This is a genomic window from Pseudomonas sp. P129, from assembly GCF_020312195.1.
GTDB classification, from domain to species: domain Bacteria; phylum Pseudomonadota; class Gammaproteobacteria; order Pseudomonadales; family Pseudomonadaceae; genus Aquipseudomonas; species Aquipseudomonas fragariae.
In genome coordinates this window covers 481,772-503,591 of the sequence record NZ_JAGPYS010000002.1, presented here as the reverse complement: position 1 = coordinate 503,591, position 21,820 = coordinate 481,772, and the positions used below count along the sequence as shown (strand labels likewise).

Below are 21,820 nucleotides of genomic sequence, written 5' to 3'. Positions count from 1 at the left end.
TCAATAATGGCCAAGAAGCCCGGTGACGCGACATTTATCAAAGACCCGCTCTGGTACAAGGATGCGGTGATTTATCAGGTTCACGTGAAATCGTTCTTTGATTCCAATAACGACGGAATCGGCGATTTCGCGGGCTTGATCGAAAAGCTCGACTACATTGCCGCGCTGGGCGTCAACACCATCTGGTTGTTGCCGTTTTATCCGTCGCCACGCCGGGACGATGGCTACGACATTTCCGAATACCGGGATGTGCACAGCGATTACGGCACCATGGCCGATGCCAAGCGTTTTATCGCCCAGGCACACAAGCGCGGCCTGCGAGTGATCAGCGAGCTGGTCATCAATCATACTTCCGACCAGCATCCCTGGTTCCAGAAAGCCCGCAATGCCAAGCCCGGTTCCAAGGCGCGGGACTTCTATGTATGGTCGGACACCGATCAGAAGTACGACGGTACGCGGATCATCTTTCTCGATACCGAGACGTCCAACTGGACCTGGGACCCGGTTGCCGGCCAGTACTTCTGGCACCGTTTCTACTCCCACCAGCCGGATCTGAATTTCGACAATCCGCACGTGCTTGATGCGGTTCTGGAAGTCATGCGCTTCTGGCTGGATCTGGGCATCGACGGTTTGCGTCTGGATGCCATTCCGTACCTCATCGAGCGGGACGGCACCAACAACGAGAACCTGCCGGAAACCCATCAGGTGCTCAAGCGCATCCGTGCCGAGATCGATGCGAACTATCCGGACCGCATGCTGCTGGCCGAGGCCAATCAATGGCCAGAAGACACCCAGCTGTATTTTGGTGACAGCAAAGGCCCGGACGGCGATGAATGCCACATGGCCTTTCACTTTCCGTTGATGCCACGCATGTACATGGCGCTGGCCCAGGAAGATCGTTTTCCGATCACCGATATCTTGCGGCAGACGCCGGAGATCCCGGAAAACTGCCAATGGGCGATTTTCCTGCGCAACCACGATGAACTGACCCTGGAAATGGTCACCGATCGTGAGCGTGATTACCTGTGGAATTACTACGCGGCCGACCGCCGTGCACGGATCAACCTGGGCATCCGTCGGCGCCTTGCGCCTTTGGTGGATCGCGACCGTCGCCGGGTCGAGTTGCTGAACAGCATGCTGTTGTCGATGCCCGGCACACCGACGCTGTATTACGGCGACGAGATCGGCATGGGCGATAACATCTACCTGGGCGACCGGGACGGTGTGCGCACACCGATGCAATGGTCCATCGACCGCAACGGCGGTTTTTCGCGCGCCGACCCGGCCAGCCTGGTGTTGCCACCGATCATGGACCCGATGTACGGCTTCCAGTCGGTCAACGTCGAAATCCAGGAGCGTGACCCGCATTCGCTGCTGAACTGGAACCGGCGCATGCTCGCCGTGCGCAAACAGCAGAAGGCATTCGGACGTGGCACGCTGAAAATGCTCTCGCCGTCGAACCGCCGCATTCTGGCGTATACCCGCGAATACACAGCACCTGACGGACACAGTGAAGTGGTGCTGTGTGTCGCCAACGTTTCCAGCGCCGCTCAGGCTGCAGAGCTTGAGTTGTCTGCCTACGCAGGCACGGTGCCGGTGGAAATGCTCGGCGGCAGCGCATTCCCGCCCATCGGCCAGTTGAGCTACCTGCTGACGCTGCCGCCGTACGGCTTTTACTGGTTTTTACTGGCTTCGGAGAATCAAATGCCCAGTTGGCACGTTGAACCCGCGCAGAGCATGCCGGACTTCCCGACTCTGGTGCTCAAGAAGCGTCTGGAAGAGTTGCTCGAAGAGCCACTGCGCAGCACCATGGAAAACACCTCGCTGGCGGTCTACCTGCCCAAACGGCGCTGGTTCGCGGGCAAGGACAAGGCGATCGAGAAGGTCAGCATTGCCTACGCCGTGCGCTTCGGCGAAGAAGCGAATCCGGTGCTGCTCAGCGAAATAGAAGTCACCGCAGGCGGGCAGACCGATCGCTATCAATTGCCGTTCGGCTTGCTCGCCGAAGACGACATCAGCAGTGCACTGCCGCAGCAACTGGCGCTCGCCCGAGTGCGTCGCAATCGCGATGTCGGGCTGATCACGGATGCATTTACCCTCGAAACTTTCATCCGCGCAGTGATTCAGGGCATGCAGTCGGATACGGTCATACCCTGTGCCGACGGCGAGTTGCGTTTCGAGCAAAGTTCGCAGCTGGCACCCCTCGGCCTGAACGCTGAGTCGGAAGTGCGCTACCTGTCTGCCGAGCAATCGAACAGTTCGGTGGTGGTGGGCAGCAGCCTGGTGCTCAAGCTGATTCGCAAAGTCAGTGCCGGGACGCACCCAGAGCTGGAAATGGGCGCGTTCCTGACCCGTGCCGGCTTCAAGAACATTTCGCCGCTGCTGGGCTCTCTGGTACGCGTCGGCAAGGACGGTCAGCCCAACCTGCTGATGATCGCTCAGGGCTATCTGAGCAACCAGGGCGATGCGTGGGAGTGGACCCAGAACAATCTCGAGCGTGCGGTACGTGACGAGCTGGCACATGGTGTTTCCGGTCAGGAACAGCATTACAACGCGCTGCTCGAACTCGCGGACTTCTCGCGCAGTCTTGGCCAGCGTCTGGGTGAGATGCACCAGATTCTCGCGTCGCCCACCGACAATGCGGATTTTGCCGTCGAAGTCACCAGCAGCCAGGACAGCAAGGCCTCCGGGGTCAGCGTCAACGCTCAGCTCGAGCGCGCCTTGCAGCTGCTGGAACAGCGCATCGGCGAGCTGGACAAGGACGATCAGCAACTGGTCAACGATCTGCTCGCGCAGCGCAAGCAGATCCGCCAGCGCGTCGAAGGCCTGGCCAAGCGCTCCGCCGGTGGCCTGCGCATTCGTGTGCATGGCGATCTGCATCTGGGGCAAGTACTGGTGGTCAAGGGTGATGCCTACCTGATCGATTTCGAGGGTGAACCGGCCCGCGCACTTGAAGAGCGCCGTGCCAAGCACAGCCCGTTCAAGGATGTCAGCGGTGTCCTGCGGTCCTTTGACTACGCTGCGGCCATGGCTGTACGCAGTGCGCAAAGCGTCGACACGTCTCCCGAGGCAGCCGGCGCGCGCAAACGTGTTGCCGATACCTACCTGGCGCAGGCGCGAGAAACCTTTATCGAGGGTTATCGCTCGGCGACCACCGGCATTGCCCATGCCTGGAAAGATGCGAAAGGGGAGGACGCTGCACTCGAGCTGTTCACCCTTGAAAAAGCTGCTTATGAAGTGATCTACGAAGCCGAGAACCGTCCAGCCTGGCTGGCCGTTCCCTTGCAAGGCTTGCGTGGGTTGCTGCAACCGTCTGATGGAGAGTCAATATGAATGCGCCTGACAAAACCGGCACGCGCCGCCGCGCGATTCCCGCTGCTGTGGACCTCGACGCGCTGATCCGTGCTGAACACCGTGACCCGTTCTCTATCCTCGGCCCGCATGGCGATGGCGGCAGCGGGCAGTTCGTTCGCGCCTATCTGCCCGCAGCCTTGAGTGTCCGCCTGCTGGCCAGGGATGACGGTCGTGAACTGGGCGAGATGGAAATGAGCGAAGTGCCGGGGTTTTTCGTCGGCCACCTCGAACACCCGCAGCCTTACCTGCTGAAAATCAATTGGGCTGGCGGTGAACAGATCACCGAAGACCCTTACAGCTTTGGCCCGCTGCTGGGCGAGATGGACCTTTACCTGTTTGCCGAGGGTAATCATCGCGACCTGAGCAGCTGTCTGGGCGCGCAAGTCACCAGCGTCGATGGCGTGGACGGTGTGCGTTTTGCGGTCTGGGCACCCAATGCGCGTCGTGTTTCGGTGGTTGGCAGCTTCAACAGTTGGGATGGCCGGCGCCATCCGATGCGCATGCGCCACCCGACCGGCGTATGGGAGATTTTCGTCCCGCGTCTGCAGCCCGGCGAGGTCTATAAGTACGAGATTCTCGGTGCTCACGGGATTCTGCCGTTGAAAAGCGATCCGATGGCCTTGTCCACAACATTGCCGCCCGATACCGCGTCGAAGATCGCTGCGCCATTGCAATTCGAATGGAATGACCAGGAGTGGCTGCAGTCGAGGGCTGGGCGCCACGAAGTCACTGCACCGCTGTCGATCTACGAGTTGCACGCAGGCTCCTGGCAAATGGAGCAGGTCGAAGACAATCAATGGCGGCAGTACAACTGGCGTGAACTGGCTGATCGCCTGATTCCTTACGTCAAGGAACTTGGCTTCACGCACATCGAACTGATGCCGATCATGGAACACCCATTCGGTGGTTCATGGGGCTATCAGTTGCTGGCCCAGTTCGCGCCAACTGCCCGTTACGGTTCGCCGGAAGATTTCGCCTTCTTCGTCGATGCCTGTCACCGGGCTGAAATCGGCGTCATTCTTGACTGGGTTCCAGCGCATTTTCCGACCGATACCCATGGTCTGGCGCAGTTCGACGGTACTTGCCTGTATGAGTACGCGGACCCGAAGGAAGGCTTCCATCAGGACTGGAACACCCTGATCTACAACCTGGGACGCACCGAGGTTCATGGTTTCATGCTGGCCTCGGCACTGCACTGGCTCAAGCATTACCACATCGACGGTCTGCGCGTGGATGCGGTGGCGTCGATGCTGTATCGCGACTATTCGCGTAATGCTGGCGAATGGGTGACGAATCGCTTCGGCGGTCGCGAAAACCTCGAGGCCATCGACTTCCTGCGTCATTTGAACGACGTGGTTGCACTGGAAGCCCCTGGGACCATGGTGATTGCCGAAGAGTCGACCGCCTGGCCGGGTGTCAGCGAGCCGACCCAGCAGGGCGGGCTTGGCTTCAATTACAAGTGGAACATGGGCTGGATGCATGACTCGCTGCAGTACATGGAAGAGGACCCGATCAACCGCGGGCATCACCATGGCAAGCTGAGCTTCAGCCTGGTGTATGCGTGGTCCGAGCGTTTCGTACTGCCTATTTCCCACGACGAAGTGGTGCACGGCAAACATTCGCTGATCGACAAGATGCCAGGCGATCGCTGGCAGAAATTCGCCAACCTGCGCGCCTATCTGTCATTCATGTGGACGCATCCCGGCAAGAAGCTGCTGTTCATGGGCTGCGAATTCGGCCAATGGCGCGAGTGGAATCACGACAGGGAACTGGACTGGTACTTGATGCAATACGCCGAGCACGTGGGCGTGAAGAACCTTGTCGGCGACCTGAACCGCCTCTATCGCGAGGAAAAGGCGCTGCACGAGCGCGATGCAGACCCTGCCGGCTTCCAGTGGCTGGTCGGCGATGACAGTGCCAACAGCGTGTTTGCGTACCTGCGCTGGAGCAACGACGGCGAACCGCTGCTGGTGGTCGCCAACATGACCCCGGTGCCGCGCCTGGACTACCGTCTTGGCGCGCCGATGCGAGGTGCCTGGACGGAGCTGCTCAACAGTGACGCGGAAACCTACGCGGGCTCCAACTTTGGCAATGGTGGCGAGGTCATGACCGAAGCCGAGCCGGCGCATGGGATGGAGGATTCGCTGGTGCTGAATCTGCCACCCCTCGCGGTGCTGATCCTCAAACCGAAGAAACACTGATCAAGGCGCGTCCCCGCGCCAACGATCGCATTACCACACCAGCCTGAACCCCAGGCTGGTGTTCACTCCCTGCGCTCCGTCGTCGTCCAGATCACTGAGATAATCAGCGCTCCAGTGCAGACTGGCGCTGCTGCTCAATGTCGCTACCATCCCTGCGCCAATACTGCCCGTCGTTGACCGATGCGCTGTTCTTATCTGCTCTGCGTGATCAAAGGTCAGCGTGTCATGGCCGTCTTTGGTGTGCCAGAGGTTGGCGCGCAGATAAGGCTCTAACGGTACGCCGCTCACTTGATAGTGTCCCTTGAAGCGCAGGCCGATTCGCCCTGTGGTGTAAGCCTGGCTATCGAACCTCAGATGGGCAATGCCGTCATGCTGGTCCTGCAGGTCAACGCGTTGGTAGATGATCTGTACCTGAGGCTCTGCAACCCAGCGCTGTGAGAGCGGCAGCGGGTAACCTGCGTCGACAGACAGGCTGATGACGCGGCCCTCAGTATCGACGCCTACGCCTCTGACAGAACGGCTGCGACCGTCCAGGCGGGTGCCCATCGCCACTGCGTCGACATATCCGCCACTCGGCGTGGTCAGCGTCCAGTAGGCGCCCAGGCTCTCGCCCTGCAGTTTCAGACGCCCTGTTTCGTAGTCGCTGAAACCTTCTGCAAAACCCTTCACTCTGCCGTCCAGACGGTTATGCGCGACGAACAGGCCGACACGCTGAGTTCGCCCGCTGTCCTGTTGCCAGGCATACAGGTCATGGCCTATCTGATAACCCTTGAATGAAGCGTCCAGGCCAGGGCTCACGTCTCCCGACCAGCGTTGCCTGAAGTCGCTGCCGAACACGCGTGCCCAACCTGCCGACGTCGTGCCGTTTTGCGTCAGCAAGGCTTGATCCCCCTGACGCTCATGAAAGGTGCCCAGTGAGCTCAGGGCCAGGACCGCAGCGGTGGGAGCCACCACGGAGTAGTTGGCGACCTCGGGCCGGTACAGCGCGATGGGTGCAGCTCCGCGAACGGGTTCCGGCAGCGGCGGGGTTCCTATCGCCGGGACTGGCAGTGCGGCTGCTGGGGTGACAGGGGGCGGGCTGTTCGGCTCAGGCTCAGGGTCTGGAGGTGGGGCAGGTACAGGTTGCGGTGTTGGTGCAGGTTCTGGAGCAGGCACAGGCTGTGGTGTCGGTGTCGGTGTCGGTGTCGGCTCAGGAACAGGTTCAGGAACAGGAACAGGTTCTGGTTCTGGTTCTGGTTCTGGTTCAGGCTCAGGAGCAGGTGCGGGCAGCGGCGTTGGCTGTGCAGGTTCCGGGGCGGGCTCGACAGGGGGCGGCGCTGGCGTTGGCGGGGCAATCACCGCAGAGCGCAGAAACCAGCTGTTCTCAGAGCCGGCAGTAGCGCCGCCCTTGAACAGGTAATACTGATAAGCGCCTGCAGACAGCGGACTTTGCAACGAAAAGGCGCCGCTTTCGCTGGTTGCACCGTTGATGGCTTTTACCACTTCGATGCCATTGCCACGGGTCAGGGCGCCCAGCCCACCCGAGTTGCTGACGAGCATGCGCGTAGACCCACTGATACGCCCTTGTGCTACCACCAGTCGGTCGCTGGCGGATGCATCATCGCCCAGTGCCGAGAGCAACAGCAGTCGTCCGTTCTGGCCGGTGTAATTGCCGGTCACCGTCAATGTGCCAGTGAGCGAGCGGCCTGCATCGCTTAGATCCAGCGTTCCGGCATTCTGCAGTGAGGCGAGGGATCCGGCGCTGAAGGGGACAACACTGCCCGAGGTCGAGATCAGCCTGCTGCTGGAGTCTATGTCCAGAACGCCGGTGTCAGTCAGGCTGTCGCCGAGCACCAGCGTGCCGGCCAGATTCAGCTGCGAGCCATTGCTCACATTGACCGTTTCCCAGTTGGCGTAGCGACCCGGCTGTGATGATACGGTGTCGTCGAAGGTCAACGCGTCGTTGCCAGGGCCGCCGTCGAGCAGCGGGTTGGCGCTCAGGTAGTATTCGCTCAGGTTGTACAGGCGTGCCGTATCGTTGCCGTCGGCCATCAATACGTTGCTGCGTGCGTAACCGCCGTTCAGCCAGTTGAAAGTGTCATTGCCAACGCTGGTGCGAACTTCGCCGCGGATCTCGCCGCCACTGAGGGTGATCTGGTCGTCGCCGCCACTGACGCTGACGTTGCCGCCAACAATGCCACCCGACAAGGTGATGGTGTCCCGGCCAAAGCCGGTGACCAGGTTGTTGATGATAGTGCCACCAGACATTTCGAATACATTGTTGTCCAGCTTCATGTCCACGCGACCGATGCTGCCACCGGTCATCACCGCGACGTCGCCATCCTCGAACGCGCGGGTGATGGTGCCGCCCGTCATGAGAAAGGTATCGCGTCCGTCACCCTGGGCCAGAGAGCCAAGCGTGCCGCCGCCCATGACAAAATCGTCGGGATCATCGCCCTGGTTCAGATCGCCGCTGACCTCGCCCGTGGAGAGCGTGAAGCGGTCGATACCGGCCCCTTGAGTAACGTTGCCCAGAATGCGCCCCGACTGCATGTCCACGCTGTCCATTCCCGGACCGAACAGGATATTGCCGGACACGGTGCCCGTTCCGCCGACCGGAAAGATCAGCACGTGGTCACCGCTCGGCGCGCTAAACGGCCCGCTGCTGCCGCTGTTGCAGACCTGAACGCCTGCCGATGCCAGGGAGGAAAGGCTGCAGGCGCCCTCGGCCCAGGACGGGATGATTGCCAGTATTACCACGGGCAGCACATTGCAGGTCTGGTACAGATGAACGCAACGGATTTTCATGACAGCACTCCCGTCCAGGCAGGCAGCAGGGAGGCAATCGAGAGGGATCGAAGCGCCAGACTGCTACGCAAAGCGGCGTCACACCAAGGCGGGTGAAGATCGCTTTGCAAGCCTGTTTCGAGGCTCGCAGTATCAAGTCAAGAAGTCGTTGCCGGATGCGTCAAGAAGTTGACCGACCGATGGCAGGATTTAAGCGTTATCTGCTAACTATTGGAACTACAGGAGAAAAGCTTATGCAGCAAAGCCACTGTTGAGGACCCTTCACCCGAGTTGAGTGGCGCGCCGCGACAACCAGATTGTCAGGGCCAGCGCGCAAACCGATAGCAGGGCGGCGTAGAAAAATATCCAGTCATAGCCCTGGCCCAAGGCAATTGCGCCCATCACCGGACCCGCGATTGCCAGTGCCAGATCGAAGAACACCGCATAGGCGCTCAGGCCTGCGCCGCGGCTAGGGGTGGGCACGCACTTGATAGCCTCTACGCCGAGCGCCGGGTAGACCAGCGACAGCCCCACGCCGGTCAGTCCGGCGCCTGCGAGGGCAACGCTGCTGCTTGGGGAAAGCCAGAGCATCAACAGCCCGCAGATTTCTACCGCCATGCACACAATGGCCGCGTTGTAGCCGCCCAGTCGATTGATGGCGCCGATGAACAGCAGGCGGGCGAGGATAAAGCACACACCAAACATGCTCAGGCAATAGGCCGCACCTTCCCAGCCCCGATTCAGATAGAACAGGGTGATGAAGGTGGTCAGTGTGCCGTAGCCGATCGACGAGAGCGTCAGGCCCAGACCGTAGGGTGCGATGCGGCCGAACACCGACCAGTAGGGCAGGCGCTCACCGACAATGATGGGTACGGATGGTTTGTCGCGAATCAGCCTCAGTGCCAGCCCCGCCATCACCATCAGGGCAATACCCAGGCTGTTGAAGCCAATGCTATCGATGACCACGACGCCCAGCGGCGCACCGATGGCAATAGCACCATAGGACGCAATGCCGTTCCACGAGATTGAACGGGCGGTATGCTCCGTGCCGACCTTGCCGATGCACCAATTAATGGTGCCTACCCCGATAAGCCCCTGAGAGACGCCAAGGAACAGCCGGGCAACGATGAGAATCGACAGGCTCAGCGTGGCAAATTCGTGCAGCAGTGTGGCCAGCAAGGTCATGCTGCCGCTGATGACGATGCCCCAGAGCCCGAACACGATGGAACGCTTGCTGCCCAGCGTGTCTGTCGCGCGGCCGGCGAAGGGCCGGCTGAGCAGGGTGGCGAGGTATTGCGAGGCGATGGTCAGGCCGGCAATCAGCGGGCTGAAACCCAACTGGTCATGAACGTAGCCGGGCAATACCGCAATAGGCAGTCCGATACACAGGAAGGCGATGAACGTGTAGAAGACGATGGAGACGATCTGCAGGGTAATCGTCATGGAACCGGGGTGTGCGGCAGGCATTGGGCTCTTCGCTGGCGGGCGGTGGGAGTGCCTCATCATGGCCTGCGTCGTGGATAAATGAAAGCAGGCTAACGGTATTATGCGGGTTGGTTATCAGGCAGTTGCCGTTGTGAAGATATGCTCATAGGATGACTGATCACATCACAATAATAAAAAGGTTGTTCATGAAAAATATTCTGTTGCTGGCCGCTGCAGTCGGTTGTTCATTCGGCCTGAGCGCCCAGGCAGCCACCTTCGCCTATATCTCCAGCCCTACCGATGGGCTCATCTCTCAATACCGTCTCGATGAGCAGAGCGGGGCGCTCAGCCTGGTCGAGCAAACCAGGGCGGGTGATCAGGTCAATCCGATGGCCATCACGCCGGATGGCAAAGCGTTATTCGCGGCGTTGCGCGCCAAACCGTATCAAGTGCTGAGTTTCAGCATCGAACCTGGAACGGGGCACCTCAAGCCGCTGAGTCAGGCACCGCTGGCCGAGAGTCTGGCCTACCTGTCTACCGATCGCAGCGGACGCTTCCTGTTCGGCGCGTCCTATGGTGCCGACTTGCTCAGCGTCCAGCCCATCGACACGCAGCACCGCCCGAGCGACAGCATTCAGACTTACAAGACCGGCATGCACGCGCATTCGGTGCGCACCGATCCGAGCAACCGGTTTGTGTACGCTGGCAACCTGGGCGTCGATCGTGTGCTGCAATACCGACTGGAGCCCAAGGACGGAAAGCTCGTCCCCATCGGCGAGGGCTATGTCGCCGTTCCCGACAATACCGGCCCGCGCCACCTGGCCTTTTCGTCCGACGGCAAGTTTCTGTATGTCGTCGGTGAAATGAGTGGCACCGTCACTGCCTTCGCGATCAATCAGAAAACCGGTGCGTTGAAGCAGACCAGTCAGGCAGACGGCATTCCCAAGCGCTTGAACCTGGCGCCGGGACAAGCCCGTGATGCGCGCAACAATGATCTGAAGGATGATCCGACGCCGCGTATCTGGGCTGCGGACATTCGTATCGCGCCGAACGGCAAATGGCTGTTCATCAGTGAACGCACCACCAGCAGCGTGTCGGTGTTCAAGGTTGAGCCCGCCAATGGCAACGTGACGTTCGTTGAAAATTACCCCGTTCAGGAAAAGCAGCCCCGCAACATCGCGGTGTCACCCAATGGGCGCTGGTTGTTGGTCTGTGGCGAGAAAAGCGACAAGGTGGGCAGTTACGCCATAGGCGAGAAGGGCGACTTGCAACGGGTCAGTGAAGCGCCCTCGGGCAAGGGTGCGCTGTGGATTGAAATGCTCAGCCAGTCGAGCGAATAAGCGCGCTGAAACTAAAAAGCCCTGTCATATGACAGGGCTTTTTGCTGTTGCGGGCTGGCAGGCTTAGAACGTAACGCCCTGGCTGCGCAGGTAGTCGTCATAGGTGCCGCTGAAATCGACCACGCCACTTGGGCTGAGTTCGATGATGCGGGTTGCCAGCGAGGACACGAACTCGCGGTCGTGACTGACGAAAATCAGTGTGCCTGGATAGTTTTCCAGCGCCAGGTTCAACGACTCGATGGATTCCATGTCGAGGTGGTTGGTCGGTTCGTCCATCACCAGCACGTTGGGCTTTTGCAGGATCAGCTTGCCGAACAGCATGCGGCCCTGTTCACCACCGGAAATCACCTTCACCGACTTGAGGATCTCGTCGTTGGAGAACAGCATGCGGCCCAGGGTGCCACGCACCATTTGCTCGCCGCCCTGGGTCCATTGACCCATCCAGTCGAACAGGGTGGAGTCATCCTCGAAATCGTGAGCATGATCCTGAGCGTAGTAGCCGATTTCCGCCGCATCGGTCCACTTGACCGTGCCCGCATCCGGTTGCAACTCGTCGACCAGGGTGCGCAACAGGGTGGTCTTGCCGATGCCGTTCGGGCCGATGATAGCCACACGTTCGCCGGCTTCGACCTGGAAGCTGAAGTCCTTGAACAGAGTCTTGCCGTCGAAGCCTTTGGCCATGCGATCGACGATGACTGCCTGGCGGTGCAGTTTCTTGGTCTGCTCGAAACGAATGAACGGGCTGACACGGCTGGATGGCTTGACCTCGGCCAGCTGGATCTTGTCGATTGCCTTGGCTCGGGACGTGGCCTGCTTGGCTTTCGAGGCGTTGGCCGAGAAGCGGCTGACGAACGATTGCAGTTCGGAAATCTGTGCTTTCTTCTTGGCGTTGTCGGACAGCAGCTGCTCGCGGGACTGGGTCGCCACGGTCATGTACTCGTCATAGTTGCCCGGGAACAGGCGCAACTCGCCGTAATCCAGGTCAGCCATGTGCGTGCACACGCTGTTCAGGAAGTGACGGTCGTGGGAGATGATGATCATCAGGCTGTTACGCTGGGTCAGGATGTTTTCCAGCCAGCGAATGGTGTTGATGTCCAGGTGGTTGGTCGGTTCGTCGAGCAGCAGCACTTCCGGATCGGAGAACAGTGCCTGCGCCAGCAGAACGCGCAGCTTCCAGCCCGGCGAGACTTCGCTCATCGGACCGTTGTGCTGTTCGATGCCGATACCCAGGCCCAGCAGCAGTTCACCGGCGCGGGATTCGGCGGTATAACCGTCCATTTCCGCAAACTCGGTTTCCAGCTCGGCAACGGCCATGCCGTCGTCTTCACTCATTTCCGGCAGCGAATAGATGCGGTCGCGCTCGGCCTTGACCTTCCACAGCTCTTCGTGACCCATGATCACGGTGTCGAGCACGGTGAACTCTTCATAGGCGAACTGATCCTGGCGCAGCTTACCCAGACGCACGTTCGGCTCCAGCATCACCTGCCCACCCGAAGGCTCGAGGTCGCCACCGAGGATTTTCATGAACGTGGACTTGCCGCAGCCGTTCGCGCCAATCAGGCCGTAACGGTTACCGGCGCCAAACTTGACCGAGACATTCTCGAACAAGGGTTTGGGGCCGAACTGCATCGTGATGTTAGCTGTGGAGATCAATTACTTTACCTATCAATAACGTGGGCAATAACCGGGGGAGCGCTGGCGTCAGCAGGTGTGGTGTTCAGGACCCCACCGAGGCTGTTCAGTCCGCTCCGTCCGAGCATGAGCTGACCCAACGGGCATACGTCTACAGCAACGGCAGCCTGCCATGACTGCGTTGCCGGGATATGAATGTGGGGGTTCACGCCAGACATTGGCGCGCATTGTCGCATAGGTCGGGCGGCAGTGACATGGTGGTCGGCAGAGGATTACCGAGTTTAACGGGGCGGGGCAGGGCTGGCGCCTGTTTCAGCACCCTTCGCCGAGGGCAAGTGCGTATGCCTGAGACAAGCAGGCTGCGTTGCTGGCAGTACTCTTTGATGGCGAAATACTATTATTGAAGTGCGCAACTGACTTTGTGGCGAACTTCATCAAGGCTCAACTTGGGAATGACCTCATGCGGTACTCGCGAGCTGTCCGAGACATTGAATACCTGGAAGTCGCTCCCGACGACCTGTTTCGACATCAGCTCCAGTGAAGGAAGAATTCTGGATTCGTAATGCTGGTCCAGACCGCAGGGTGAGCAATTGTCGCTGGAGGACTCATAGAATCGGCCCACGGACTGATTCATATCGAAACCGACCAGAAAGACGTTATCGAAACCAAGGTGATAAGACAGTTGCAGCGCCAGATACATGACAGTACGTGCGTCGAAAAAACCAAGTTCCAGATTCTTGCTGAAACCGATATCCCGGCTTCTGCTACTCCATAACGAGCGCTTTCTGACCAGTGCATCTTCTCGCGAGCATAGCGCCGCCATCGTCGATAATCTCGGCGATTTCTTCAGTGCATAAGCGCGTCCGGAAGGTCTGGGGATGTCGCCGCGAAACTGATCTTCCCAGAGGCCTACGTTCTCGCTGGAGCGCATGGCAGCGGCGAACAGCTCAGGTTGCTGGTTGGGGAAATCCCTGTCGGAGCACACGTAGAACAACGGCTTTATGTTCGTGCCTGCGAACATCGAGAACGCGCCGTTCATGGTAATCATGGGGATGCGCGAGAACTCTTCGATCGGGAAATCCTTTGCTGATTTCCCGGAGCCAATCAGGAAGACCGGCCCTTTTTTAGTGCCCTTGCATTGGCTGAAATCAAGCACGCGCGTCGGTTCAGGCATGTGCTTGTCAACAGCATTGCGTACGTAGCGCGTCGAATGAATTGATTGACTAGTCATGACAACCTTGTAAGCACTCGTGGCAAATTAGTTAGGGCATTTCACGGGCAACATTATCGGCTGGTGGCTATTAATTCAATATTTATGAATCTCAAAAGAGTATCACACTGGAAACAACAGGCTACATAGCGCGGGCGCTGATTCAGGAAATGCGCTATTCACTAGATGGTTTTCGCATGCAAGGTCAGATAGGTGATATTGATTTAATATTGATTGGCCACTACTTGATGGCAGCTGGACAGGTTGCTGTTCACAGTCAAAGCTTGGCTAATTGGATGCATGACGATCAGCCATAAACAGGTATCAAGGGCGATACATGTGCGCGGGTCAAGTTGGACGAATTCATTCACAGGAGGGTTTTTCTGCAAGGCCCGGTGATCACCGGGCCTGCCATTTCTGGTGCGTGTTGACGGTTAGTCGGATTTCCTTTCCTGCTTCTTCCTCCTGAACCAGCTTCCCAGCGCGTGGAAAGGGTGAATGAACATCGCAATCGCTCCAAGCAGAAAGACGATGGAGACAAGGATCAGACCCAGGCCCTCGTGTGCAAACATAGTGATTGACTCCTGTTGTCACTTTGTCGGTCCGTTGAAGACTAGCCGCTGAAACGTTTCACCTCATGAAGAAATGTTAAGGAACTTTCCTGGAAAGGCTTCAAGAGGCAACTCTGCGCCGGGCAGACCCTCGCGCGGTTTAGCGCAGACGCCCGGTTTTGCTCCGCCAAACCAGTCGGTATGAGCGTTGGCCCTGCCGGATGAGGTTTTGATGCTGCGTGCAATATTTATCTGCAACCGGGTTCGGCAGGCCTCTTTCTGCTCGTCGAAGGCCTCGCGCTGCGTAACGTTTGCACCGCCCATCACCCAAAACCCTCAAGCGCCAGGTGGCATTCCTACAAGTATCTTCAGTGCTGTCGCGGAACTAGATGAGGCGACGACGAGACTATAAGCACGCTCGCGTTCAGCAGGCGTGGCCTGTGAGCGTGCATTCTTATGATCCCGGAGGTTACTGACATGAAGTCCCTTTTCCGCCCAGCTTTGCTGCTGGCTGTCGCTTTACCCCTGTTCCTGGCTGGCTGCGGCGACAAGGAGCCCGAGCAGCGCACTGCGTTCACCCAGTTCCTGCAAACCCGAATTGTCGACAAGCCGGGCGTACATGTTCCCAAGCTGACGGATGAGGAGAAGAAGACCTTTGGTGACTACACCTCGCACTACGCGGTCATCTCCGACTTTGGTGCAGGCATGGACACAGCGGTGCAGCCGCTCGCCGGTTTGATGCAGAAAGGCTCTTTTCATTCGGTCAGCGATGTCATTCAACGCCGCGCTGACCTGGCCGCCGTGCAGACCGGCCTTGACGAAGTGGGCGAAAAGCTGACCATCGAGCAGGGCAAGGCAGACGCTGCACGCGCGAAACTCAAGCAGCCGGAAGACCTCAAGGTGGTTTATGACAAGGCCTACGACCGAACTGTCAGCGTACCCGCCAACACCTTCCGTGAAGTGCTGCCGCAGATAAAGGGCACCTTTTCCAGTGGTCTGAAGGTTGCCGATTATGTGGACGCGCACAAATCGCAGATCGATATCTCGGGTTCGACGATCACCGTCAAGGATCCTGTGGTCCAGACCGAGCTCAACAAACTGCTGCAAGAGCTGAACGAGCAGGGCAAGAACGCTCAACAAGCCCAGTCCAAGCTGCAATCGCTGATGACCGGCCGCTGATATCGAGCTGCTGCGCCTGAAGTAACGGCCCGGCCCTGATGCCGGGCCGGTCCTTTTGTCAGGTATGATTCGGCCATCTGTCTGCCGGATGCCGGGAATCAACCGCCTGATGACTAACCCCTCTTCAATGACCATTACCCAGCGTGAGGCTTGCTCTGCGGATGCGTTGTGCCTTGCGGCGCTCGGTATGCAGGTTTTTCTCGATACCTACGCAACGCAGGGCATTCGACAGTCCATCGCCCGCGAGGCGCTGGAGGCGTTTTCGCCTGCGATCTTTGCGCAACTGCTTATCGAGCCGACAACGTTCATCGTCGTTGCCGAGTCGCAAGGGCATTTGATCGGCTTTGCCCAGGTCGCGTTGCGCACCGACCACGCAATGCTCGGTGTGTCGAACGCCGCCGAGTTGCAACGCCTCTATGTGCAGGAGCGCTTCACAGGGCGTGGAGCGGGGCGGCTGCTACTTGAAGCCGCCGAGCGGCGTGCAGCAATCCGTGGTGCCTCGCTGTTATGGGCGACGGTCTGGGTTGGCAATCCGCGCGCGCTGGCGTTTTACCCTCGTCAAGGCTATGAATGGAAAGGTACGCCGCACTATGTGTTTCAGGGCGAGACACATGAGAATCAACTGTTTGCCAAACCGCTGATGACTACTGACTGACACGACGTTGCTGTGCAACAAGGACGCTGAATGCTGCGCATACTGGGCAAGACCTCCTCGATCAACGTACGAAAAGTGCTCTGGACGTGCGAGGAGCTGAAGATACCCTTCACTCAGGAAGACTGGGGGTCAGGCTTCAAACCTGCCAACACCGATGAGTTTCTCGCGCTCAACCCGAATGCCATGGTGCCGGTTATCGTTGATGATGACTTCGTGCTTTGGGAGTCCAACAGCATCATTCGCTATCTGGCCAACCGTTATGCTGGCGGTCATGTTTATCCACTGGATCCACGTGCCAGGGCGCAGACCGATCAGTGGATCGACTGGCAAGGCTCGGAGCTGAACAGATCATGGAGTTATGCCTTCATGTCACTGGTGCGACGCTCGACCGAGCACCAGGACCCTGTCGCCATGGCCGCGTCCTGTGCCCAGTGGGCCAGGCATATGCAGATACTCGACAGGCAGCTGGAAAAGACCGGCGCCTATGTCTGTGGCGAGCGTTTTACCCTGGCTGACATCCCCATCGGTCTTTCAGTCAATCGCTGGTTCGAGACGCCTCTCGAGCATCCCGACCTGCCCGCCGTCAATGCGTATTACGAACGCCTGAGCCATCGTTCCGGCTACCTTCTGTACGGGCGCAACGGAACTCCGTGACGGTTCGTCGGGCTCGCGTTTATCCTTGGGCACCATTGTGAGCCTTGTTGCCTGTTAAGGAGTCGTCGAAGTGACCACCATCAAAATTACCGCGGGCGGATATGAGTTTCTGGCCGAAACCCATCCGGATGCGCCGCAAACGGTGGAAGCGTTTCTCAAGCTGCTGCCTTATCGGCAGAAATTCATCCATGTGCGCTGGAGCGGCGAGGGCTGCTGGGTGCCGCTGGATGATTATCAGCTGAAGCTGGATGACACATTGATCGGTTTCGAGAACGCAACCAGCCATCCTTCGGTAGGCGACATTCTTTTCTATCCGGGCGGTTACAGCGAAACCGAGATTATCCTTGCCTACGGCTCGTGCTGTTTCGCCAGCAAGATGGGGCAGTTGGCGGGCAACCATTTTCTGACTATTACCCAAGGCAAGGATAACTTGCGCAAACTGGGTGTGAAGACACTGTGGGAAGGCGCTCAGGATGTGGTTTTCGAACTGGCTTGAGTCGGCCGCCATTGGGCGATAGGCATTTGCCAGTATTTGTTGGAACTGCTGATCTTCGCCAGGGGTCTAGTCCACGATGCTTCCAGCTCCCGGAAGCCGACCTGGAGACATGACCGTGAATATTTTCGAAGCCCTGCGCGAAAGCCATGACCGTCAACGCAGCTACGCTGATGCCCTGATCAAGACCAGTGGCGACAGTGCCGAGCGCGAGAAGGCCTACAAACAGCTCAAGGAAGAGCTGCAGGCCCACGAAACGGCCGAAGAACGGTTTTTCTATATCCCTCTGATGGCCCACGACAATGGCGTGGACCTGAGCCGTCACGCCATTTCCGAGCATCACGAGATGGACGAGATGATGGAAGAGCTCGATGAAACCGAGATGTCCAGTCCAGCCTGGCTGGCCACTGCGAAAAAGCTGTCGGAAAAAGTGCATCACCACCTCAAGGAAGAAGAACAGAAGTTTTTCCAGATGGCGGGCAAATTGCTCGACGAAAAGCAGAAACAGAGCTTGGCCGGCGAATACGTGAAGGAATACGAGGAGCAATTGGCTGAAGGTTGATAGCGCGGTGCAGTGCTAGAATCGGCTTTTTATCAGCGAAGGCATGACATGAAGTTTCTGTTTCTGACGAGCGTGACGGTGATTGCCGCAACCGTATTGACCGGGTGTGCAGCGCCTTCCAGCTCCGCACGTGCCGCAGGACCCTACAAGGTCCTGTCGAGCGCCAAGCAGGATGCTGCCGTTGCCCAGTGCATTCAGGTGACCTGGCAGAACGAAGCCATGTTCGGCACGTCTTCTGACGTGTTCCTGCATGACCTGTCCGGCGGCGGTTTCACCGTGTTTACCACCGAGTCGACCTACTTTGCTGACGTGCGTGGCAAGGGCCCGACCACTGCCGTCGAGTTCTATGCCCCGCAAGGCGATGCCCAGGCCGCGTTGCGCTCTGCGGCCATTGCTACCTGTCTTTAAGCCTTTTCCCCACTCGACACCTCTCGTTCCCACGCTCCAGCGCGGGAACGCCGTTCTGGCCGCTCTTTGTGCCCGTGCCCGTGTTTAGGGCTTATTTGCGTTGATACTCCACGCCCGATAACAGCGCATGCGCACAAGAGTGGGGCCTTACCACTCAAATGTGACAATCGGTAGCGTTACCTGCGGGCTTCGTCCCCGCTTTCCCGACTCAATCCCAAATTCCAGTCTGTTGATTTGTTTCGACTTTTTCATGGGGTGTTTTCCGCGCGTCCTCTATGGCACACTTTCTGCTGTCTATTCCGTTGTTACATACCTATGTCCGCTATAGCGGAATAACGAATACTTCGGCGGAGTTTAAGTCATGCATCGCGGACCTTCCTTTGTGAAAGCTTGTGCTTTTGTTCTTTCAGCCTCATTCATGGCCAATACGGTGCAGGCAGCCGAAGGCAGCAAGCTCGATGCAGTATTGAAACGTGGCAATCTGGTGGTAGGGACGGGTAGCACCAATGCGCCTTGGCACTTCCAGGGCGCGGACGGCAAGTTGCAGGGCTTCGATATCGACATTGGCAGAATCATCGCCAAGGGCCTGTTCAATGACCCGGGCAAGGTGGAATTTGTCGTGCAGTCCTCGGATGCACGTATCCCCAACCTGCTGACCGACAAGGTCGACATCAGCTGCCAGTTCATCACCGTTACCGCCAGTCGCGCACAGCAGGTGGCATTCACCCTGCCGTACTACCGCGAGGGTGTGGCCCTGCTGTTGCCTGCCAATAGCAAGTACAAGGAAATCGATGACCTGAAGGCGGCAGGTGACGATGTGACTGTTGCTGTACTGCAGAACGTGTACGCCGAAGAGCTGGTGCATCAGGCGCTGCCCAAGGCCAAGGTCGATCAGTACGACAGCGTCGACCTGATGTACCAGGCGATCAACTCCGGACGTGCCGATACAGCGGCCACCGATCAGTCTTCAGTCAAGTACCTGATGGTGCAGAACCCTGGCCGCTACCGTTCGCCTGCCTTTGCCTGGAGCCCGCAAACCTATGCCTGCGCGGTCAAGCGTGGCGACCAGGACTGGCTGAACTTCGTCAACACCGCGTTGCATGAAGCCATGACCGGTGTCGAGTTCCCGGCTTACGCGGCGTCTTTCAAGCAATGGTTCGGTGTCGATCTGCCGGTGCCTGCAATCGGTTTTCCGATGGAATACAAATAAGTCCACTCTGACCTTCAGCGGCAGGGCGGGCCCTCGGGCTTTCCCTGCCAGGTACGGGCAAGCATGAATTACCAATTGAATTTTGATGCCGTGTGGCGCGACTTCCCCAGTCTTCTGGCGGGGTTGGGCCTTGGTCTGGAACTGGCCCTGATCTCGATCGCGATTGGCTGTGTGATCGGGCTGGCGAATGCATTTGCGCTGCTGTCACGCTACAAGGCGTTGCGTATTGTTGCGTCGATCTACGTCACGGTAGTTCGCAATACGCCGATTCTGGTGTTGATCCTGCTGATCTACTTCGCGTTGCCCGGGCTGGGCATTCGACTGGACAAGCTGGCGTCATTCATCGTCACCTTGTCGCTGTACGCCGGTGCCTATCTGACCGAAGTGTTCCGTGCCGGGCTGCTGAGCATCCACAAGGGGCAGCGCGAAGCGGGGCTGGCGATCGGTCTGGGCGAATGGCAGGTGCGGGCCTACATCATCGTGCCGGTGATGTTGCGCAATGTATTGCCGGCACTCTCCAACAACTTCATTTCGCTGTTCAAGGACACCTCTCTTGCGGCCGCCATTGCCGTACCGGAGCTGACCTATTACGCGCGCAAGATCAACGTCGAAAGCTACCGGGTGATCGAAACCTGGCTGGTGACCACAGCACTCTATGTGGTGGCCTGCTACGTGATCGCTCTGCTTCTGCGCACCCTCGAACAACGTTTGGCGATTCGCCGCTAGGAGGCTGTCATGTATCAACCCCCTGGCTGGTTGCAGGAATTGTGGAATGCGCGGGAAGTGCTCTGGTCCGGCTTTATGACCAGTATCCAGTGCTCGGCGCTGGCGATTGCCGCAGGTACGCTGATCGGCATGCTGGCCGGTCTGGTGCTGACTTACGGCGGTTTTTTCGCCCGCTTGCCGATTCGGCTCTATGTGGATCTGATTCGCGGTACCCCGGTGTTCGTGCTGGTGCTGGCGGTGTTTTACATGGTGCCGGCGCTGGGTTGGCAGATCAGCGCGTTTCAGGCCGGCGCAATAGGCCTGACGCTGTTCTGCGGCTCTCACGTTTCAGAAATCGTGCGCGGCGCCCTGCAGGCCATTCCCCGTGGCCAACTGGAAGCCGGCAAGGCCATCGGACTGCGCTTTGGTCAGTCGCTGCGCTACGTGTTGCTGCCTCAGGCCATGCGTCAGATCCTGCCGACCTGGGTCAACTCCTCGACCGAGATCGTCAAGGCGTCAACGCTGCTTTCGGTGATCGGTGTGGCTGAACTGCTGCTCAGCACCCAACAGGTGATCGCGCGCACGTTCATGACCCTGGAGTTCTACCTGTTTGCAGGTTTCCTGTTCTTTCTCATCAACTACGCCATCGAACTTCTTGGGCGGCAAATCGAAAAGCGGGTGGCATTGCCATGACACAGACTCATAACCCTGGCCCGGCGCTGCTCAGCATCGAGGGCCTGCATAAATCCTACGGCGCAGTGGAAGTGCTCAAGGGCGTCGATCTGCGCATGCAGAAAGGCAATGTCGTGACCTTGATCGGTTCCAGCGGCTCGGGCAAGACCACCTTGCTGCGCTGCGTCAACCTGCTGGAAGAGTTTCAGGGCGGGCATATCCGCCTTGAGGGGCAGGACATCGGCTACAGCAATGTAGACGGCAAGCGCACCCGCCATCCGGAGCGTCTGATCGCGCAACACCGGGCAATGACCGGCATGGCCTTCCAGCAATTCAACCTGTTTCCGCACCTCAGTGCCTTGCAGAACGTCACCCTGGGCTTGCTCAAGGTCAAGAAGATGCCCAAGGATCAGGCCGTTGCGCTGGCCGAAAAGTGGCTGGACCGGGTCGGCCTGCTGGAGCGGCGTAATCATTTCCCCGGTCAGTTGTCCGGTGGCCAGCAGCAGCGTGTGGCGATCGCCCGCGCCATTGCCATGAACCCCAGCCTGATGCTGTTTGACGAAGTCACTTCGGCACTCGATCCGGAACTGGTGGGCGAAGTGCTGAGCGTCATCAAGGACCTGGCCGAGGAGGGTATGACCATGCTGCTGGTGACGCACGAAATGCGTTTCGCCTACGAAGTGTCGGACCAGATCGTGTTCATGAATCAGGGCCGTATCGAAGAGCAGGGGCCACCCAAGGTTTTGTTCGAGCAGCCGAAGTCGGCGCGCTTGAGCGAGTTTCTCAAGAACATCCGTTTTTAA

General features: G+C 58.7%; 18 protein-coding genes. 13 read left to right on the top strand and 5 right to left on the bottom strand.

The features are described 5' to 3' along the window. Nucleotides 1-6: 6 nt before the first annotated feature. Both treS and glgB read left to right on the top strand, forming a co-directional pair. Nucleotides 7-3,333 (top strand): maltose alpha-D-glucosyltransferase, encoded by a 3,327-nt coding sequence (gene treS / locus KBY02_RS07420; protein WP_011267720.1) that lies wholly within the window; start codon nucleotides 7-9, stop codon nucleotides 3,331-3,333. Further along, nucleotides 3,330-5,555 (top strand): 1,4-alpha-glucan branching protein GlgB, encoded by a 2,226-nt coding sequence (gene glgB / locus KBY02_RS07415; protein ID WP_104684149.1) that lies wholly within the window; start codon nucleotides 3,330-3,332, stop codon nucleotides 5,553-5,555. Before treS ends, glgB begins: the two co-directional genes overlap by 4 nt. 30 nt (nucleotides 5,556-5,585) lie before the next feature. Here glgB and KBY02_RS07410 read toward each other — a convergent pair whose 3' ends face one another. Both KBY02_RS07410 and KBY02_RS07405 read right to left on the bottom strand, forming a co-directional pair. After that, on the bottom strand, nucleotides 5,586-8,342 hold the full coding sequence (locus KBY02_RS07410; RefSeq protein WP_225650090.1) for an autotransporter outer membrane beta-barrel domain-containing protein: 2,757 nt from the start codon (nucleotides 8,340-8,342) through the stop codon (nucleotides 5,586-5,588). Between the two features lie 261 nt (nucleotides 8,343-8,603). Next, nucleotides 8,604-9,788, bottom strand: a complete 1,185-nt coding sequence (locus KBY02_RS07405; protein ID WP_024638778.1) for an MFS transporter — start codon at nucleotides 9,786-9,788, stop codon at nucleotides 8,604-8,606. Between the two features lie 164 nt (nucleotides 9,789-9,952). On the opposite strand from KBY02_RS07405, the gene KBY02_RS07400 reads away from it, so the two are divergent. Then, on the top strand, nucleotides 9,953-11,086 hold the full coding sequence (locus KBY02_RS07400; RefSeq protein WP_024640959.1) for a lactonase family protein: 1,134 nt from the start codon (nucleotides 9,953-9,955) through the stop codon (nucleotides 11,084-11,086). Nucleotides 11,087-11,149: 63 nt separating this feature from the next. On the opposite strand, the gene KBY02_RS07395 is transcribed toward KBY02_RS07400, so the two are convergent. The 3 genes from KBY02_RS07395 to KBY02_RS07385 all read right to left on the bottom strand — a co-directional run bounded on the left by KBY02_RS07395 (nucleotide 11,150) and on the right by KBY02_RS07385 (nucleotide 14,803). Then, nucleotides 11,150-12,739, bottom strand: a complete 1,590-nt coding sequence (locus tag KBY02_RS07395) for an ABC-F family ATPase (RefSeq protein WP_024638776.1) — start codon at nucleotides 12,737-12,739, stop codon at nucleotides 11,150-11,152. Between the two features lie 376 nt (nucleotides 12,740-13,115). Then, on the bottom strand, nucleotides 13,116-13,949 hold the full coding sequence (locus tag KBY02_RS07390; RefSeq protein ID WP_024638775.1) for an LPS biosynthesis protein: 834 nt from the start codon (nucleotides 13,947-13,949) through the stop codon (nucleotides 13,116-13,118). Between the two features lie 614 nt (nucleotides 13,950-14,563). Continuing rightward, nucleotides 14,564-14,803 (bottom strand): hypothetical protein, encoded by a 240-nt coding sequence (locus KBY02_RS07385; protein ID WP_024638774.1) that lies wholly within the window; start codon nucleotides 14,801-14,803, stop codon nucleotides 14,564-14,566. 153 nt (nucleotides 14,804-14,956) lie between these two features. Here KBY02_RS07385 and KBY02_RS07380 point away from each other — a divergent pair, with 153 nt between their 5' ends. The 10 genes from KBY02_RS07380 (at nucleotide 14,957) to KBY02_RS07335 (ending at nucleotide 21,820) form a co-directional block, all read left to right on the top strand. Continuing rightward, the gene (locus tag KBY02_RS07380; protein WP_003402740.1) at nucleotides 14,957-15,658 is read left to right on the top strand and encodes a DUF3053 domain-containing protein; all 702 of its coding nucleotides are present in this window, start codon (nucleotides 14,957-14,959) and stop codon (nucleotides 15,656-15,658) included. Nucleotides 15,659-15,767: 109 nt separating this feature from the next. Further along, nucleotides 15,768-16,313: a GNAT family N-acetyltransferase gene (locus KBY02_RS07375; RefSeq protein WP_024640960.1), complete on the top strand. Its 546-nt coding sequence runs from the start codon at nucleotides 15,768-15,770 to the stop codon at nucleotides 16,311-16,313. A gap of 30 nt (nucleotides 16,314-16,343) precedes the next feature. Next, nucleotides 16,344-16,967 carry a glutathione S-transferase family protein gene (locus tag KBY02_RS07370; protein ID WP_024640961.1) on the top strand — a complete coding sequence of 208 codons (624 nt, stop codon included), beginning with the start codon at nucleotides 16,344-16,346 and terminating at the stop codon, nucleotides 16,965-16,967. Between the two features lie 70 nt (nucleotides 16,968-17,037). Continuing rightward, complete coding sequence (locus tag KBY02_RS07365; protein WP_024640962.1) at nucleotides 17,038-17,463, top strand: DUF3830 family protein; 426 nt, start codon at nucleotides 17,038-17,040, stop codon at nucleotides 17,461-17,463. Between the two features lie 115 nt (nucleotides 17,464-17,578). Continuing rightward, nucleotides 17,579-18,022, top strand: coding sequence for a hemerythrin domain-containing protein (locus KBY02_RS07360; RefSeq protein ID WP_024640963.1), 444 nt, complete (start codon nucleotides 17,579-17,581; stop codon nucleotides 18,020-18,022). A 48-nt stretch (nucleotides 18,023-18,070) separates the two neighbouring features. Further along, entirely contained in the window at nucleotides 18,071-18,430 is a 360-nt protein-coding gene (locus tag KBY02_RS07355) for a hypothetical protein (RefSeq protein WP_024659648.1), read from the top strand. Between the two features lie 361 nt (nucleotides 18,431-18,791). Continuing rightward, nucleotides 18,792-19,640: a transporter substrate-binding domain-containing protein gene (locus KBY02_RS07350; RefSeq protein WP_024640965.1), complete on the top strand. Its 849-nt coding sequence runs from the start codon at nucleotides 18,792-18,794 to the stop codon at nucleotides 19,638-19,640. 63 nt (nucleotides 19,641-19,703) lie between these two features. Continuing rightward, nucleotides 19,704-20,366, top strand: a complete 663-nt coding sequence (locus tag KBY02_RS07345) for an amino acid ABC transporter permease (protein WP_003345502.1) — start codon at nucleotides 19,704-19,706, stop codon at nucleotides 20,364-20,366. A gap of 9 nt (nucleotides 20,367-20,375) precedes the next feature. After that, nucleotides 20,376-21,038 (top strand): amino acid ABC transporter permease, encoded by a 663-nt coding sequence (locus KBY02_RS07340; protein ID WP_024640966.1) that lies wholly within the window; start codon nucleotides 20,376-20,378, stop codon nucleotides 21,036-21,038. Further along, nucleotides 21,035-21,820: an amino acid ABC transporter ATP-binding protein gene (locus KBY02_RS07335; RefSeq protein ID WP_011267730.1), complete on the top strand. Its 786-nt coding sequence runs from the start codon at nucleotides 21,035-21,037 to the stop codon at nucleotides 21,818-21,820. Before KBY02_RS07340 ends, KBY02_RS07335 begins: the two co-directional genes overlap by 4 nt.

Bases quoted from the DNA above. Each gene is read 5' to 3' on its own strand.
- treS (WP_011267720.1), top strand. From the start codon at position 7: ATGGCCAAGAAGCCCGGTGACGCGACATTTATCAAAGACCCGCTCTGG.
- glgB (WP_104684149.1), top strand. From the start codon at position 3,330: ATGAATGCGCCTGACAAAACCGGCACGCGCCGCCGCGCGATTCCCGCT.
- KBY02_RS07410 (WP_225650090.1), bottom strand. From the start codon at position 8,342: ATGAAAATCCGTTGCGTTCATCTGTACCAGACCTGCAATGTGCTGCCC.
- KBY02_RS07405 (WP_024638778.1), bottom strand. From the start codon at position 9,788: ATGCCTGCCGCACACCCCGGTTCCATGACGATTACCCTGCAGATCGTC.
- KBY02_RS07400 (WP_024640959.1), top strand. From the start codon at position 9,953: ATGAAAAATATTCTGTTGCTGGCCGCTGCAGTCGGTTGTTCATTCGGC.
- KBY02_RS07390 (WP_024638775.1), bottom strand. From the start codon at position 13,949: ATGACTAGTCAATCAATTCATTCGACGCGCTACGTACGCAATGCTGTT.
- KBY02_RS07385 (WP_024638774.1), bottom strand. From the start codon at position 14,803: ATGGGCGGTGCAAACGTTACGCAGCGCGAGGCCTTCGACGAGCAGAAA.
- KBY02_RS07380 (WP_003402740.1), top strand. From the start codon at position 14,957: ATGAAGTCCCTTTTCCGCCCAGCTTTGCTGCTGGCTGTCGCTTTACCC.
- KBY02_RS07375 (WP_024640960.1), top strand. From the start codon at position 15,768: ATGACTAACCCCTCTTCAATGACCATTACCCAGCGTGAGGCTTGCTCT.
- KBY02_RS07370 (WP_024640961.1), top strand. From the start codon at position 16,344: ATGCTGCGCATACTGGGCAAGACCTCCTCGATCAACGTACGAAAAGTG.
- KBY02_RS07355 (WP_024659648.1), top strand. From the start codon at position 18,071: ATGAAGTTTCTGTTTCTGACGAGCGTGACGGTGATTGCCGCAACCGTA.
- KBY02_RS07350 (WP_024640965.1), top strand. From the start codon at position 18,792: ATGCATCGCGGACCTTCCTTTGTGAAAGCTTGTGCTTTTGTTCTTTCA.
- KBY02_RS07345 (WP_003345502.1), top strand. From the start codon at position 19,704: ATGAATTACCAATTGAATTTTGATGCCGTGTGGCGCGACTTCCCCAGT.
- KBY02_RS07340 (WP_024640966.1), top strand. From the start codon at position 20,376: ATGTATCAACCCCCTGGCTGGTTGCAGGAATTGTGGAATGCGCGGGAA.
- KBY02_RS07335 (WP_011267730.1), top strand. From the start codon at position 21,035: ATGACACAGACTCATAACCCTGGCCCGGCGCTGCTCAGCATCGAGGGC.